Here is a 15749-nt window from a genome sequence, read left to right on the forward strand (position 1 = left end):
TTTATTTTACAGTTTTTGCTCACATGTATATATTGAAATTTCGGGATTTGTATCCTTTAGAAAATCTACTTTTTATGAAATATAGTTGGTATTTATATTACAACAGGTTTTGAGTTTAAGTGGTTTAATTAAAGTTAAAAAATTATATGATAAAATAGTTGCAATGACAACTAAAATGAGATATACTAATATAGTTGTCTATGCAACTACTCTAAAATATGTGTTATATTTAGGTGGTGATTTTTTGGGTAAAAAACGAGAACATATAGGTAGATATATATCTCAAATATATAGAAAAGGCAATTCATTTATATCAAAGGGATTAAATGAATTAGGAATAGGTTCTGGGCAAGTTATGTTTTTATTAGAACTTTACAGACAGGATGGTAGAAATCAGGAAGAACTATCAGATGTGTTAAATATAGATAAAGGAACAACTGCAAGAGCGATAAAGAAGCTAGAAGAACAAGGATTTTTAATAAGAGAAAAGAACATAGATGATAAAAGAGCATATAAGGTATATTTAACAGATAAAAGTAAAGACTTAAAAAATGATATTTATGCAATAATGTCTAGTTGGGAAGAAGTTATAACGTCTAATTTAGACAAAGAAGAATCAGAAAATATGATTATATTATTAAAAAAAATATGTAGTGCAATATAAAGGAGGGAAAATTATGAAAAATGAACAAATACTAGGAACAGAGTCCATTGGTAAATTATTACTAAAATATTCAGTTCCAGCTATTATAGGTATGATGGTAAATGCACTTTATAATGTAGTAGATAGAATATTTATAGGTAATATACCAGGTGTTGGACCATTAGCTATAACTGGTGTTGGAGTATGTCTTCCTATAATGACTATAATGTTAGCTTTTGCAATGTTGGTGGGTATAGGAGCTACTACTAATATATCTATAAAATTAGGTCAAGGGAAAAAAGAAGATGCAGAAAAAATTATAGGAAATAGTATAACTTTATCAATAATAATAGGGTTATTAATAAGCGCATTTGGTATAATATTTGGAGATCAAATACTTAGAATATTTGGTGCAAGTAGTAGTACAATTGGTTATGCGAAATCATATATATATATAATTTTAGGTGGTACTATATTTAATGTACTAGCGTATACATTAAACAATACCATCAGAGGTGATGGAAATCCAAAACTTGCAGCATTAATAATGATAGTAGGATGTATGACAAATATAGTTTTAGACGCAGTATTAATATTTGGATTTAAATTAGGTATACAAGGAGCAGCTATTGCGACAGTAACATCTCAAATAGTAACTGCTTTATGGGGTCTTATGTATTATGCAAGAGGTAAATCTAATCTAAAGTTTCATAAGTCTAGTTTAAAGCTAGATAAACATTTAGTTGAAATAATATTTGCTATAGGGTCAGCACCTTTTGCTATGCAGCTTGCTACAAGCCTAGTTCAAGTTATATCAAATAATGCTTTAAAGATTTATGGGGGAGATTTAGCTATAGGTGCTATGGCTACAATATCGTCTATATCAATGATATTCTTAATGCCAATATTTGGTCTTAACCAAGGTTCCCAACCTATAATAGGATTTAATTTTGGTGCAAGAAAATATAAAAGAGCAAATAAAGCTTTCAAGATATCTGCATTAATATCTATAGTTATATTAACTGCAGGATGGATATTAATACAAACTATACCAGATGTTATAGTAGGAATGTTTAATAAAGATCCTAAGCTTATGGAAGTATCAATTAATGGAGCTAAAATATATCTATTAATGATACCTATAATAGGAATATCTATAACAGGATCAAACTATATACAATCTATAGGTAAGGCTAAAATAGCAATGTTCTTAAGTTTACTTAGACAATTTATATTACTTATGCCTATGATTATGATTCTTCCAAAATTCTTTGGATTAGATGGGGTTTGGTATGCTCAACCAGTAGCAGATTTTCTAGCAACTGCAATAACAGCATTTGTTTTATATAGAGAATTAAAAGCAGAAAAAGAAGATGAAAAAGTACACAAACAAGAAGCTGTAATTTAATGAAAAAGCATAGATAATTATCTATGCTTTTTTTACATTCTTTTAGATATTTTTATACAAAATAATAAAAAAATTTAGAAATATAAAATAACGCTCAAACTATTGAAAATAGTAAGAAAACGTTATTAAAATATAATTGTAAAAAATAGAATAGTTAGAAAAATAACAAAAATGAATTGACAGTATTAAACCATATATTGTAAAATTTAAATAAGATTAAAAAATATACTGAAAATATTGAAAAAGGTAATAAAAAATATGAAATAGGGAAAGATATTTGTAGAAAAATGATGTAATACAAAGCGAAAATGAAAATATACAGAATATTTAAAAAAGTTAGTATATTTTTAATATTGTTGACGTTTTGAAAATAAAGATGTTATACTTAATTCAAAATATTAAATAATTCATTAATATAAAAATAATTTAATATTTAAACTTATCTATGTAAATTCGAAGGAATTTAAGGGGGCGTTAATATGAACAAAACAACTAAAGATGTAGTAGTTGTAGGATTTGCACTATTTGCCATGTTCTTTGGAGCAGGGAACCTAATATTCCCTCCATATTTAGGAGTAATATCAGGGTCTAGTTGGCTAATAGGATTTGTAGCATTTATACTAGCCGATGTAGGACTTGCATTACTTGCAGTAACAGCATCAGCAAAGTGTAATGGAGAAGTAAGTAAAGTTCTGGGAAGATCAGGAAAAACATTAGCAATAATTTTAGGTTCAGCTATAATGATATGTCTTGGACCATTATTAGCAATACCAAGAACAGCAGCAACAACTTTCGAAATGGGAGTTCACCCTTTATTTAATGGATTTAATCCGGTATTATTCTCAGTAATATTCTTTGCTATTACATTTGTACTAACTATAAAGCCATCAAAAGTTGTAGACATAATAGGCCAGTTTTTAACACCAGCATTATTAGTAGCTTTAGGTGTTTTAATAGTTAAAGGGATAATATCTCCATTAGGCGAAATAAATCCAAGTCCTATGATTGATGGAGTATTTGCCGAAGGAGTTAAGCAAGGATATCAAACAATGGATGCGTTAGGTGCAGTAGCACTTTCAACTGTTGTAATAAGATCTCTTGTAAATAAAGGATATACAGAAGAAAATCAAAAAGTTAAGTTAACATTAAAAGCAGGAATGGTTGCAGCTTTAGGTCTATGTTTAGTATATGGAGGACTAACATATCTTGGAGCTACAGTTTCTAAAATATATGGAGTAGATGTATCTCAAACATCTTTAATAGTAGAGATGACTGCATCTTTACTTGGACAACCAGGAAAAATAATACTAGCACTTATAGTAGGTTTAGCATGTTTAACGACAGCTATAGGTCTTACATCAGCTACTGCTCAATACTTTGAAAAAATAACTAATGGAAGATTAAAGTATGAAGTTATAGTTACAGTAGTTTGTATATTTAGTGCAATAGTTTCAAATTTTGGAGTAAGTACAATAATACAATTCTCAGCTCCAATATTAGATATGATATACCCAGCGACAGTTGTATTAGTTATAATGACAATATTCGGTAAAAGAATTAAAAATGATAATGCATTCAAAGGTGCCACATATGCTGCATTACTTATAAGTGTATTAACTGTTGCTAATTCAATGGGAATATCAATACCACTTGTAACAAAATTACCTTTTGCACCACTAGGATTTAACTGGATAGTTCCAGTATTAATAGGATTATTAGTAGGTAACTTTATACCAACATCTAAAGATTTATCAAGTGCTGATATTAATAGAGTTGGATAAAATAAAAAATCGTTGGTTTAATTACCAACGATTTTTTATTTTATAAATTTATAAGGTATAAATATATAAACAATGAACTATATTATAGTTTATCAAATATATGTTAATATATTAATAGAAGGAAATAAAAATATATATTTATATATAAATAGACAATATAAAGTAATCCAAGGAGAAATTTATGAAAGATAAAAGTGTAAAAGAAATTAAAGAAATAATAGAAAATATAAGTACTGATGAATATTTGAAATATATAGAAATTTTGAAAATAGATGAGAGAAAATCAGTTCAAAGTTTAGCTGTAAAAATGGCTAAAAAATTAGATGCTATAAGAAGAGAAGAAGAGAGATTAGAAAAGATAAACGAATTTGAAAATGAAGGTTATGAAAAAGGATATATATATATAGGTGGTATAGATGAAGCAGGACGTGGTCCATTAGCAGGGCCTGTGGTAGCTAGTGTTGTAGTATTTAAACAAGGAACTAAGATAGAAGGAATAAATGATTCTAAGAAGCTAAGTGAAGCTAAAAGAGAAGAACTATTTGATATAATAAAGGAAGAAGCCCTAGATTATGGTATAGGAATAGTAAATAATGAAGAAATAGATAAATTCAATATATTAAATGCAACTTATATGGCTATGAAAAAAGCCTTAAACTGCTTGAAGAAAAGTCCAGACTATCTATTAATAGATGCAGCTACTATACCAGGAGTAGATATTGTTCAAAATCCTATAATAAAAGGGGATTCAAAATCTATATCAATAGCTGCAGCAAGTATATTAGCAAAGGTTACAAGGGACAATTTAATGTATCAGTATGATGAGATGTATCCTGAATATGGATTTAAAGGCCATAAGGGATATGGAACTAAAGAACATTACGAAGCTATAGAAAAGCATGGTATAACTCCTATACATAGAAAGAGTTTCTTAAAAAATGTGCTATAATTAATACAAATATAAAAATACCATAAATTATAAAGCAAAACTATACAATTTAAGATGGGGGAAGTTAAGATGAATTTTAAAGAACTAGAAAAAAATGCTAGAGAAAAGTTTAATGGAAGCTGTAGGGTTTGTAAAGTTTGTAATGGTGTAGCCTGTGCAGGAGAAGTGCCTGGTATGGGAGGTAAAGGAAGTGGATCAGCTTTCACTGAGAACTATAAGAGTTTAGAAAAAGTTAAGATAAATATGAGGGTAGTACATAATGTATGTAATCCTGATACTAGTATAGAGTTATTTGGTCAAAAAATGGATGCTCCAATATTTGCTGCACCAATTACAGGAACAACTTTAAATATGGGTGGACAAATATCAGAAAGAGAATATATAGAACCTGTAGTTAAAGGATGTATTGATTCAGGGGTATATGCTATGGTAGGAGATACTGCTATAGATGAATTTTTAATAGAAAACTTAAAAGTACTTAAAGAAAATAATGGTAAAGGTATAGTGTTTATAAAGCCTTGGGAAAATCATGACATAATAAATAAAATAAAACTTGCAGAAGAAGCAGGGGCAATAGCAGTAGGTGTAGATGTTGATGCATGTGGCCTTGTAACACTTTCAATGCATGGTAAAAAGGTTGTACCTAAAGATGTAAATGCTATAAAAGAACTTAAAAAGTCTACAAATTTACCATTTATACTAAAAGGTATAATGACAGTTGAAGATGCTTTAATGGCAGTAGAGGCTGGAGTTGATGCAATAGTTGTATCTAATCATGGTGGTAGAGTTTTAGACTGTACTCCTGGAGCAGCAGATGTACTTCCTAATATATCTAAGGCAGTAAAAGGAAAAATAACTATACTTGTAGATGGTGGAATTAGAAGTGGTGTAGATGTTCTTAAGATGATAGGACTAGGGGCAGATGCAGTACTTATAGGAAGACCATTTGTAACAGCATCTTTTGGAGGTCAAACAGAAGGTGTTAAATCTTATGTAGAAAAACTTAAAAATGAATTAAGTTCAACTATGATATTAACAGGATGTCAAAGTATAGATGATATAGATGAAAAGGTTATATATAAATAGATATAAAAATAAAAGTCTTTCCTAATAATTAGGAGAGACTTTTACTTTTGCTCAAAAATATTTTGCGGAACTTTAATTATATCTGAAGTTTTTATTTGAGATACTGTATTTTCATAAGAAAGTTTTAGTCTTTCCATAGGTAAATTGTTAATTTCAAGTAGTTGTTCTTTAGAGTATATTGGAATTATTTCATATACATCCTTGTTAAAGCCTTTATATTTATTAACCCAAGTTGGAATACAATTTACTGATGATATTAAGGTTTGATTTTTTGTATGATCTTTAGTAAGTTCGATAGATACTATAAGGCCATCTTCTGTGTAAGGTGTGTTTAAAAGTTCTTGTCTTTGATTTGATATGAAGTTTCCTAAAGAATATATAACTAAGGTATTGGTATAATTATCCTTAGAACGTATTATTTCTACAGGTTGTACAACATGAGGATGAGAACCTACTATTATATCTACTCCATAATCACATAGCTTCTGAGCTAACTCTTTTTGAAATTTACTGGGAGTCCTTTGATATTCATTACCCCAATGTAAAACAGCTATTTGTGTATCTGTATTTCTTATTTTATCTAGTTCTTTTTTTATAGTATTAAAAGCCTTGTTAACATCATGCATATCAAATATGTTCATATTATCTTTAGATCCATCTGATATTTTTATTCCATTTAAATATTTGTTATTATTTATTATTTCACCATAGCTAAATGCAATTATACCTAAAGATATATCATTTATTTCTTTTATAATGTGCCTATTTTCATTTTTATTAGAGGTGCCTATAGTTTCTATTTCTTTTTCTTTACAAATATCCAATGTTCTTTTAACACCTAAATCACCTTTGTCAAAAGAGTGATTATTAATGGTAGATAAAATATCAATACCTGCATATTTTAAACTATCTATAATATTATCAGGCGTATTAAAAGTAGGATAAGAAGAATAAGGTACTGAGGTACCAGCTAAAGTAGTTTCTAGGTTAGCTATTGATAAGTCGTCATTTTCTAAGATGTGTTTTACATGCTGAAAGTTATTGTCAAAATTGTATGTATTAGATGAATTATCGTACTGAGCTTTAAGTTGAGGCATATGGGTCATAATATCTCCTGCAGTGCTTAAGGTGAGAGTCGAAGTTTCTTTAGCTGAAGATAGAGCTTGTACAACTTTAGGATTACTTGATGTAGTATTATTATTTTTTTGATTATTACCATATGTAAATATTAAAAATGAAAAAGTTAGTATAAAAAGGAAAGAAGATAAAAAGATAATTCTATTTTTTAATAATCTTTTCTTTTTCTTTTTATAAATAAGTCTTTTAGACCTAGACATTAAAATCCCCCCTCTACAAGTAATATTAGTAGCAACTTATAAAAAATTCAATCAAAAAAGTAAAAAGTAGTATACATAAATATATAGGAGGATATAATTACAAAAAAGTTTTTGAATTAGGAGAAGCTATGAATAATAAAGAAAAAGGTAATTTAGGAGAAAAAATAGCTTGTGAATTTTTAATACAAAAAGGATTTAAGGTATTAGATACTAATTATAGAATAAAAAGTGGAGAAATAGATATAATAGCAAAATTTGAAGATGAATTAGTATTTGTAGAAGTTAAATCAAGAATGGATTTAAGATTTGGATATGGAAGAGATGCAATAAATAATAAAAAAATAAAAAAGATAACAAATACAGCAAAACATTATATATTTGCAAAAAAAATTTATGATAGTAAAATTCGATTTGATGTTATAGAAGTATATTTTATGGATAAAAAGATTAACCATATAGAAAATGCTTTTTAGAGGAGTTAAAATGCTAAGTATTATAAATTCAAGTAATTTAATAGGAATAGAATCTTTTATTGTTAAGGTGGAAGTTGATATACAAAATGGTATACCCTGTTTTAATATTGTAGGTCTTGCAGGAGTAGAAATAAAAGAATCAAGAGATAGGGTTAAATCAGCAATAATAAATAGTGGATATAAGTTTTTAAATTCTAGAATAGTAATAAATTTATCTCCTGCAGATATGAAAAAAGAAGGAGCTTATTTTGATTTGCCAATAGCCATTGGTATACTTAAAAATCTTATAAAAAAAGATGATGAGTATTTAAATAGTAGTTTGTTTATAGGTGAATTATCTTTAGATGGAAATATAAGAAAAGTTAAAGGAATACTTCCTATGGTAATAGGGGCTAAAGAAAACAAGATAAAAAGAGTATTTATACCTAAAGATAATATATTAGAAAGTTCTTTTATTGATGGTATAGATATAATACCTGTTAGCAGCTTAAAAGAATGTATAGACTATTTAAATGGTGATATAGATATAGATAAAGATGAAATTATAAAAACTAAAAAACAAGATAGAAAAGAAAATATAGGTTATGATGAAGACTTTAAAGATGTTTATGGTAATTATTTTGTAAAAAGAGCAGCAGAAATATCAGCAGCAGGAAATCATAACATGTTAATGATTGGTCCTCCAGGTTCGGGAAAAACTATGATAGCAAAAAGAATAAGAACGATTCTTCCGAAAATTCAAAAAGATGAAATGTTAGAAGTTACTAAAATTTATAGTGCATGTGGAATGACTTCTGATAATGAAGGTATTATTACAAAAAGACCTTTTAGATCACCACACCACACTTCAACTAAGCAAGCATTAATAGGAGGGGGTCAAAAAGCGACTCCAGGTGAAATTGTTTTATCTCATAGAGGTGTATTATTTCTAGATGAAATAGCTGAATTTGATAGAAAAATACTTGAAACATTAAGACAACCTATAGAAGATAAAGTTATTAATATATCTAGAGTGAAGCAAAATATAACCTATCCTTGTAATGTGCTTTTAGTAGGTGCTATGAACCCTTGTCCTTGTGGATATTTTATGTCCGATAAGGAGTGTAGATGTAAAAAAATTGACATAGATAGATATATAAATAAATTGTCAGGACCACTATTAGATAGATTTGATATATTTGTGGAAGTTAACTCAATACCATATGACGAGTTAATTAAGAGTGATAATTCACAAAATTCTGATGTTATAAGAGATAGAGTGGAGAAAGCAAGAATTATTCAAAATAAAAGATTTGAAAATGATTTAATTAAAACTAATGATGAGATAAAATCATCAAAGTTACTAGATTATTGTAAGCTAGAAAGTGATGGTTTAAGTACATTAAATCTAATATTAGGAAAATATAAATTAAGTAACAGAAGTTACACTAAACTATTAAAAGTATCGAGAACTATAGCAGACTTAGAAGAAAGTGAAAATATAAATTCAAGTCATATAATGGAAGCTTTTTCATTTAGAAAAGCTTATTACACATATTTTAAATAGGAGACTCATATGGATAAAAAAGATGCTTATTTATGGCTAAAATCAATAGATAAGATAAGTAATAACATAATAGATAAAATGCTAAAAAATGGATTAAAAGTAGAAGATATAATTCATTTAAGTGATAAAGAAATAAATGAAATGGAAAATATAAATTTAAATATTAAGGAAAATATAGTAAAATATAAAAGTCTTGCTTATTTAGATAATATAAAAGAAAAATTAAGAGAGAGAAATATAAAATATGTAAGTATAGAAGATAATCATTACCCGAGTAAGCTAAAAAATATATATAATGCACCAAAGTTATTATATTATAAAGGAAATATAAACCTTTTAAATGAAGGGCTATCAATTGCTATGGTTGGATCAAGAAAAGCAACTGCATATGGTAAACACTGTGCAACAACAATTAGTAGTAAATTATCAGAAATGAATATAAATGTGGTTAGCGGATTAGCTACTGGTATAGACTCATACTCGCATATGGGCTGTATAAAAGGTGGTGGAAAAACGGTTGCTGTAATAGGTTCATCTGTGGATAATATTTTACCAAGAAAAAATTTATATTTGAGTAAAGAAATACTAGAAAATGATGGACTTATAATATCTGAATATGGTATAGATTCTAAAGTCTATCCAAGTAATTATGTACAGCGAAATAGAATTATAAGTGGAATAAGTGATGGAGTTATAGTGGTTGAAGCTGCCATAAAAAGTGGAGCACTAATAACTGCAGATTTTGCATTAGAACAAGGAAGGGAAGTATTTTCTATACCAGGAAGTATACATTCTGCCATGAGTGAAGGATGCCATAAAATAATTAAAGAAGGTGCAAAGTTGGTATGCAGTATAGAAGATATTTTAGAAGAATATAAAATTATTAATAATAAAAATCAAGAAAATTTAAAAAAGTATGATAATATTAATTTAGATAAGAAATCTCGTATTATAATAGATACTATAAAAAATAAAGGAACCTTGCATATAGATGAAATTTGTGATAATACTAGAATGGATATAAAATATGTAAACATAATTTTAAATGAATTAGTATTAAGAGATATTTTAGTACAGATTAATAATAATAGATATATTTTAAATTCATAAATAACATAAAAAGTGGGGGTGTGTGGTTATGGCCAAAACATTAGTCATCGTTGAGTCGCCTGCTAAAGCTAAAACGATAGAGAAATTTTTAGGGAAGAGCCATTATACAGTAAAAGCTTCGGTCGGTCATGTAAGAGATTTACCTAAAAGTAAATTAGGTGTAGATATAGAAAATGACTTTGATCCTCAATATATAAATATAAGAGGAAAAGGCGACGTAATAAAGGAACTTAAAAAGGAAGCTAAAAAATCTAAGAAAGTATATTTAGCAACCGACCCTGATAGAGAGGGTGAAGCTATATCTTGGCATTTAGCTCATATATTAAATCTAGATGAAAATGAACAGTGTAGAATAGAATTTAATGAGATAACTAAAGATGCAATAAAAAAAGCTATAAAGAGTCCTAGAAATATTGACTTAAGTCTAGTAGATGCACAACAAGCTAGAAGGGTTTTAGATAGGCTTTTGGGTTATCAAATAAGCCCAATACTTTGGCAAAAAATAAGAAAAGGTCTTAGTGCAGGTAGAGTTCAATCAGTAACGACAAAATTAATATGCGACAGAGAAAAAGAAATAAATGCATTTATACCAAAAGAATATTGGACATTAGAGCTAAATGCAAAAACAGAAAAAAATGAAGATATTAATTTAAAATTTCATTCAAAGAAAAATGAGAAGATAGAAATTGAAAATGAAGAGATGATAAATAACATCTTAGATGATATAAAAGGTAAGAAATTGAATGTAGTATCAATAGAATCTAAGAGTAGAAGAAAATCAGCGCCAAAGCCATTTACTACTAGTATGCTTCAACAAGAAGCTGCAAATAAACTATCTTTTACAACTAAAAAAACTATGAGTATAGCACAAGAGTTGTATGAAGGTATAGATATAGAAAAAGAAACTGTCGGTCTTATATCATATATAAGAACAGATTCTAAGAGAATATCAGAAGAAGCTAAAGAAAAGGCTAAGGATTATATCCTAGGTGAAATAGGAGAAAACTACTATAAAAATGTAGAAGACAAGAAAGATAAAAAAGAAAGTAAAAAAGTTCAGGATGCACATGAAGCTATAAGACCTACATATGTAGAAAAGACTCCAAATAGTATAAAAGAATATCTTACTAAAGATCAATTTAAGTTATATAACTTAATATGGAGAAGATTTGTTGCAAGTCAAATGGAAGACTCTGTATTTGATATATTAAATGTAGAGTGTAAGATAGATGATTATATATTTAAAGCTACAGGATCAAAATTAAAATTTGATGGATATACAAAAATATATAATTTTACTGACAGAGAAGATAAAATATTACCAACTATAAATGAAGGTGACATATTAGATATAGAAGATATAATACCAACTCAACACTTTACTCAGCCACCTGCTAGATTTACAGAGGCAAGTTTAGTAAAGACTTTAGAAGAGTTAGGTATAGGTAGACCAAGTACATATGCGCCTACTATAGCAACTATACTAAATAGAGAATATGTTGAAAAACAAGGTACAAGTTTACATCCTACAGAATTAGGGATAATAGTCACAGATATACTAGAAAAAAACTTCCAAAAGTTTATAGATGCTGATTTTACTGCTCAAATGGAGAGTAAGCTAGATGAAATAGAAGAAGGTCATATGAAGTGGAAAGATGTAGTTAGAGAATCATATGAACCACTAAAAGAAGCTATAGAAATAGCTAAAGAAAGTATAGAAAAAATAAACATGGATGAGGAAACAGATGAAGTATGTGAAAACTGTGGAGAAAAGATGTTTATAAAATACGGTAGATTTGGAAAGTTTATAGCATGTAAAAACTATCCGGAATGTAAAACGACAAAACCACTAGTTAATAAAATAGGCGTAAAATGTCCTAAGTGTCATGAAGGAGATATCATTCTTAGAAAATCTAAAAGAGGGAAAGCATTTTATGGTTGTTCTAGGTATCCAGAGTGTGACTTTGTAGCATGGAATAAACCAACAGGAGAATTATGTTCAGAATGTGGGTCATATATGGTAGAAAAGGTCACAAAGGGTGAAACTAAAGTTGTATGTTCTAATAAAGATTGTAAGAATTTAAATAATAAAGAAAACGATAATATAAAACCAGTGAATGAAAATAGCGAAAATTAGAAAAATAAGGCCTATTATATTGAAAAAGGTTTGATTTTGTGATAATATTCTATTGCATAATGCGTATTAAGAATAAAAATTTAGATAGATGAATAGGGAAAAGCTGAAAAGGCTGATTTTCATGAGGAGATGAATTATAATGGCGAGTGAAGTATTACAAAAAACTAGAAGGATAAATAAAACGTTACAAACAAGTGGTGGCAGTAATGTTTCTTTTGACTTATTAGCTGGAGCATTAGGTGAGGTGTTAAGTGCAAATATATACATACTAAGCTCTAAAGGTAAAGTATTAGGCTTATTCCTAAATGATGAAAAAGATAGTTCGGTAGTAGAAGAAGAGGGGACAAGACAAAAAAAATTCCCAGAAGAGTATACTAAAAATATGCTAAAAGTATCTGATACATTAGAGAACTTAACAGGAGAAAAATTATTAGAGTTCTTCCCTCTAGAAGCAGAAAGAGCACAAAAATATAATACAATAGTTCCTATATTAGGAAGTGGACAAAGATTAGGTACACTACTTATATCGAGGTATGATAAAGAGTTTAATGATGATGATCTAGTTATAGCAGAGTATAGTGCAACAGTTGTAGGTCTTGAAATATTAAGAGCTATAGGTGAAGAATTAGAAGTTGAAATGAGAAAGAAAGCGGTAGTACAAATGGCTATAGGCACTTTATCTTATTCAGAACTTGAAGCTGTAGAGCATATATTTGAAGAATTAGATGGCAAAGAAGGTTTATTAGTAGCTAGTAAAATAGCTGATAGAGTTGGTATAACAAGATCAGTTATAGTAAATGCACTTAGAAAATTTGAAAGTGCTGGAGTAATAGAATCTAGATCGTTAGGTATGAAGGGGACACATATAAAAATACTTAATGACAAGCTTATAGAAGAATTAAAGAAATTAAAATCAAATTACTAATAATAAAAGGTATCTATAAATGTTTATAGGTACCTTTATTTAATACAAGTATATTAGGAGGTAATATGCAACCGTTAGCAGATAGATTTAGACCTCAAAGTATAGATGATATGGTGGGGCAATCTCACATAATAGGAAAAGGGAAAATATTAAATAAATTAATACAAAATAAAACTATACCAAATATGATTTTATATGGCCCTCCAGGAACAGGTAAAACTACCTTAGCAAACATAATAGCAAACGCAACAGGAAAAAAGTATATAAAACTAAATGCTGTAAACTGCGGTGTCAAAGAAATAAAAGAAGTAATAGAGGCCACTAAAAGAGACCTATTTTCTTATAATGGTATAATTTTAATGTTAGATGAGATACAAGCTCTAAATAAAAAACAACAACAATCATTACTAGAAGTTATAGAGGAAGGATCAGTAACTTTAATAGCAAGTACAGCAGATAACCCATACTTTGCTATATATAAAGCAATACTTAGTAGATGTTCAGTATTTGAGTTTAAACAAATAAATTCACAAGATATATTTATAGGCCTTATGAATTCAATAGAAAAATTAAGAAATCTCTATAAAAGCAAAACAATAAAAGTTGAAGAAAAGGCTATAAGATATATAGCAGAAACTTGCAATGGTGATATGAGAAGTGCTTTAAACAAATTAGAACTTGTATTTAATGTTAGCATTGATAGTAATTCTGATGAAATTAACATAACTCTAGATAATACAATAGAATGTTCTTCTGTTAAGATACTTAATTATGACAATAAAGGAGATGATAGCTACTCAATATTGTCTGCATTTCATAAGTCTATAAGAGGTTCTGATATAGATGCATCTATACATTATCTAGCAAGGCTTATAAAGGCAGGAGACTTAAATAGTATAACTAGGAGGCTTTTGTGTATTGCATGTGAAGATGTAGGACTAGCTGTACCCCAAGCTATAACTATAGTTGAGGCTTGTGTCAACGCAGCAAATCAACTAGGGTTTCCAGAAGCACAATTGCCTTTAGCACAAGCTACAATATATCTAGCAAATTGTCCTAAGTCTAATTCTACATACGCTGCTATACAATCAGCTATATATGATTTAGATAATATAGAAGTTGGAGATATACCAGTCCACTTAAAAGATGCACACTATAGTGGTGCTAAAAATCTAGGTAGAGGTATAGACTATAAATACCCTCATAATTATGAAAATAATTATGTAAGTCAGCAATACATGCCAGAACTTATAAAAGATAAAAAATATTACAATCCAGGTAAAAATAAAAATGAGATGGCTTTTAAAGCTTATTGGGAAAATTTAAAAAATAAAGGTTAATAAGAAGGAGATATATTAACAATTATAAAATTATCATAAAAACCACTATTGATAATAAAAATATTATAAGGGTAGTTTTCATATATATATTGATTTTTATATCAGGGGGAAGTATATGATTTTGAAAATAGATGAAAAATATCATAAGAAGGTAGTTGATTATTTAAGCAAGGAACCTGAATTTAATTTATTTATAGTTGGGGATATTGAAAGATTTGGATATGATAATAGTTTTTTTAGTGTATGGGCAGATATAGATAGAAGTGGCAATATAGAAGGAGTATTAGTTAAATATTTAGATTTTTTAACATTTTATTCTCATTCTAAATTTAATGTAAAGAGATTTTCTAACTTTATAGACAAATTAGATTATACTGAAATAAGTGGTAAAACAGCATGTTTAGAAAAATTTGAAAATAATTTAAATATCAATAGAAAAAGAATAGTTAGTTTTTGTAAGTTACTTACAACCAAAAATTTAGAAAATACAATGAGAAGTTCAAATGTAAAAAAGATTAGATTTGGTAATATAGGTAAAGTGGTAAAATTATATGAAGTTATAGAAGAATTTGAAAACACTACAGTAGAAAACATAAAAAATCTTCTAAAAACTGGAAGGGGTTATTATATACCATGTGATAAACAAGTTGTTGCTATGGCAAAGAGTACATTAGAAAGCCAAAAATATGGACTTATAGTTGGTGTAGGGACTCATCCAAATTACAGAAATAAAGGTTATGCAACTGTATGTATAAGCAAGTTATGCAGAGAATTATTAGAAGAAGGAAAAATTCCGTGTTTATTTTATGATAATGAAGAAGCAGGAAAGATATATAGAAAATTAGGATTTAAAGAAATAGGAAAATGGAGTATTTATTATGCTTAGGGTGTCCTCTTATTGGGAGATACCCTATTTTATATTCAAACAATATAGACATGACTAAAGTTTAAGAAAAAACTTTATTATTTAGTGAGTATTATAGGATATATTTTTTGTAAAAATTGGACTTGTAT

The 15749-nt window shown here is 28.0% G+C and carries 13 protein-coding genes; 12 read left to right on the forward strand and 1 reads right to left on the reverse strand.

Features of this window, described 5'->3' with window-relative positions; all coding sequences use genetic code 11:
• Positions 1-244: 244 nt before the first annotated feature.
• From ABHC41_RS06075 to ABHC41_RS06095, 5 genes are all read left to right on the forward strand, one after another.
• Positions 245-664, forward strand: coding sequence for a MarR family transcriptional regulator (locus ABHC41_RS06075; protein ID WP_271892336.1), 420 nt, complete (start codon positions 245-247; stop codon positions 662-664).
• 13 nt (positions 665-677) lie between these two features.
• Positions 678-2051: an MATE family efflux transporter gene (locus ABHC41_RS06080; RefSeq protein WP_271892335.1), complete on the forward strand. Its 1374-nt coding sequence runs from the start codon at positions 678-680 to the stop codon at positions 2049-2051.
• A gap of 479 nt (positions 2052-2530) precedes the next feature.
• A complete protein-coding gene (gene brnQ / locus ABHC41_RS06085; RefSeq protein ID WP_271892333.1) occupies positions 2531-3832 on the forward strand; it encodes a branched-chain amino acid transport system II carrier protein in 1302 nt (433 codons plus the stop codon).
• Positions 3833-4013: 181 nt separating this feature from the next.
• A complete protein-coding gene (locus ABHC41_RS06090; RefSeq protein ID WP_092924541.1) occupies positions 4014-4781 on the forward strand; it encodes a ribonuclease HII in 768 nt (255 codons plus the stop codon).
• Between the two features lie 69 nt (positions 4782-4850).
• On the forward strand, positions 4851-5867 hold the full coding sequence (locus ABHC41_RS06095) for an alpha-hydroxy-acid oxidizing protein (protein WP_271892330.1): 1017 nt from the start codon (positions 4851-4853) through the stop codon (positions 5865-5867).
• Positions 5868-5908: 41 nt separating this feature from the next.
• Here ABHC41_RS06095 and ABHC41_RS06100 read toward each other — a convergent pair whose 3' ends face one another.
• Complete coding sequence (locus ABHC41_RS06100; RefSeq protein ID WP_166505824.1) at positions 5909-7204, reverse strand: CapA family protein; 1296 nt, start codon at positions 7202-7204, stop codon at positions 5909-5911.
• 128 nt (positions 7205-7332) lie between these two features.
• Here ABHC41_RS06100 and ABHC41_RS06105 point away from each other — a divergent pair, with 128 nt between their 5' ends.
• The 7 genes from ABHC41_RS06105 (at position 7333) to ABHC41_RS06135 (ending at position 15621) form a co-directional block, all read left to right on the forward strand.
• Positions 7333-7677 (forward strand): YraN family protein, encoded by a 345-nt coding sequence (locus ABHC41_RS06105; protein WP_166505823.1) that lies wholly within the window; start codon positions 7333-7335, stop codon positions 7675-7677.
• A 10-nt stretch (positions 7678-7687) separates the two neighbouring features.
• Positions 7688-9223, forward strand: coding sequence for a YifB family Mg chelatase-like AAA ATPase (locus tag ABHC41_RS06110; RefSeq protein WP_195237286.1), 1536 nt, complete (start codon positions 7688-7690; stop codon positions 9221-9223).
• Positions 9224-9232: 9 nt separating this feature from the next.
• Positions 9233-10333 (forward strand): DNA-processing protein DprA, encoded by a 1101-nt coding sequence (dprA, locus tag ABHC41_RS06115; protein WP_271892327.1) that lies wholly within the window; start codon positions 9233-9235, stop codon positions 10331-10333.
• A 28-nt stretch (positions 10334-10361) separates the two neighbouring features.
• Positions 10362-12470 carry a type I DNA topoisomerase gene (topA, locus tag ABHC41_RS06120; RefSeq protein WP_092924553.1) on the forward strand — a complete coding sequence of 703 codons (2109 nt, stop codon included), beginning with the start codon at positions 10362-10364 and terminating at the stop codon, positions 12468-12470.
• A 139-nt stretch (positions 12471-12609) separates the two neighbouring features.
• Positions 12610-13395 carry a GTP-sensing pleiotropic transcriptional regulator CodY gene (gene codY, locus ABHC41_RS06125; protein ID WP_092924586.1) on the forward strand — a complete coding sequence of 262 codons (786 nt, stop codon included), beginning with the start codon at positions 12610-12612 and terminating at the stop codon, positions 13393-13395.
• 65 nt (positions 13396-13460) lie between these two features.
• Positions 13461-14735 carry a replication-associated recombination protein A gene (locus tag ABHC41_RS06130; RefSeq protein ID WP_092924588.1) on the forward strand — a complete coding sequence of 425 codons (1275 nt, stop codon included), beginning with the start codon at positions 13461-13463 and terminating at the stop codon, positions 14733-14735.
• Between the two features lie 115 nt (positions 14736-14850).
• Positions 14851-15621, forward strand: a complete 771-nt coding sequence (locus ABHC41_RS06135; RefSeq protein ID WP_166505820.1) for a GNAT family N-acetyltransferase — start codon at positions 14851-14853, stop codon at positions 15619-15621.
• Positions 15622-15749 lie beyond the last annotated feature (128 nt).

Origin of the sequence: Romboutsia sp. 1001216sp1 (genome assembly GCF_039841805.1) — a bacterium.
Classification (GTDB): domain Bacteria; phylum Bacillota; class Clostridia; order Peptostreptococcales; family Peptostreptococcaceae; genus Romboutsia_C; species Romboutsia_C hominis.

What these genes read in the sequence shown, in the direction of transcription:
- ABHC41_RS06105 (WP_166505823.1), top strand. Translation starts at nt 7,333, where the DNA reads ATGAATAATAAAGAAAAAGGTAATTTAGGAGAAAAAATAGCTTGTGAA.
- dprA (WP_271892327.1), top strand. Translation starts at nt 9,233, where the DNA reads ATGGATAAAAAAGATGCTTATTTATGGCTAAAATCAATAGATAAGATA.
- ABHC41_RS06090 (WP_092924541.1), top strand. Translation starts at nt 4,014, where the DNA reads ATGAAAGATAAAAGTGTAAAAGAAATTAAAGAAATAATAGAAAATATA.
- ABHC41_RS06135 (WP_166505820.1), top strand. Translation starts at nt 14,851, where the DNA reads ATGATTTTGAAAATAGATGAAAAATATCATAAGAAGGTAGTTGATTAT.
- topA (WP_092924553.1), top strand. Translation starts at nt 10,362, where the DNA reads ATGGCCAAAACATTAGTCATCGTTGAGTCGCCTGCTAAAGCTAAAACG.
- brnQ (WP_271892333.1), top strand. Translation starts at nt 2,531, where the DNA reads ATGAACAAAACAACTAAAGATGTAGTAGTTGTAGGATTTGCACTATTT.
- ABHC41_RS06110 (WP_195237286.1), top strand. Translation starts at nt 7,688, where the DNA reads ATGCTAAGTATTATAAATTCAAGTAATTTAATAGGAATAGAATCTTTT.
- ABHC41_RS06100 (WP_166505824.1), bottom strand. Translation starts at nt 7,204, where the DNA reads ATGTCTAGGTCTAAAAGACTTATTTATAAAAAGAAAAAGAAAAGATTA.
- codY (WP_092924586.1), top strand. Translation starts at nt 12,610, where the DNA reads ATGGCGAGTGAAGTATTACAAAAAACTAGAAGGATAAATAAAACGTTA.
- ABHC41_RS06080 (WP_271892335.1), top strand. Translation starts at nt 678, where the DNA reads ATGAAAAATGAACAAATACTAGGAACAGAGTCCATTGGTAAATTATTA.
- ABHC41_RS06095 (WP_271892330.1), top strand. Translation starts at nt 4,851, where the DNA reads ATGAATTTTAAAGAACTAGAAAAAAATGCTAGAGAAAAGTTTAATGGA.
- ABHC41_RS06130 (WP_092924588.1), top strand. Translation starts at nt 13,461, where the DNA reads ATGCAACCGTTAGCAGATAGATTTAGACCTCAAAGTATAGATGATATG.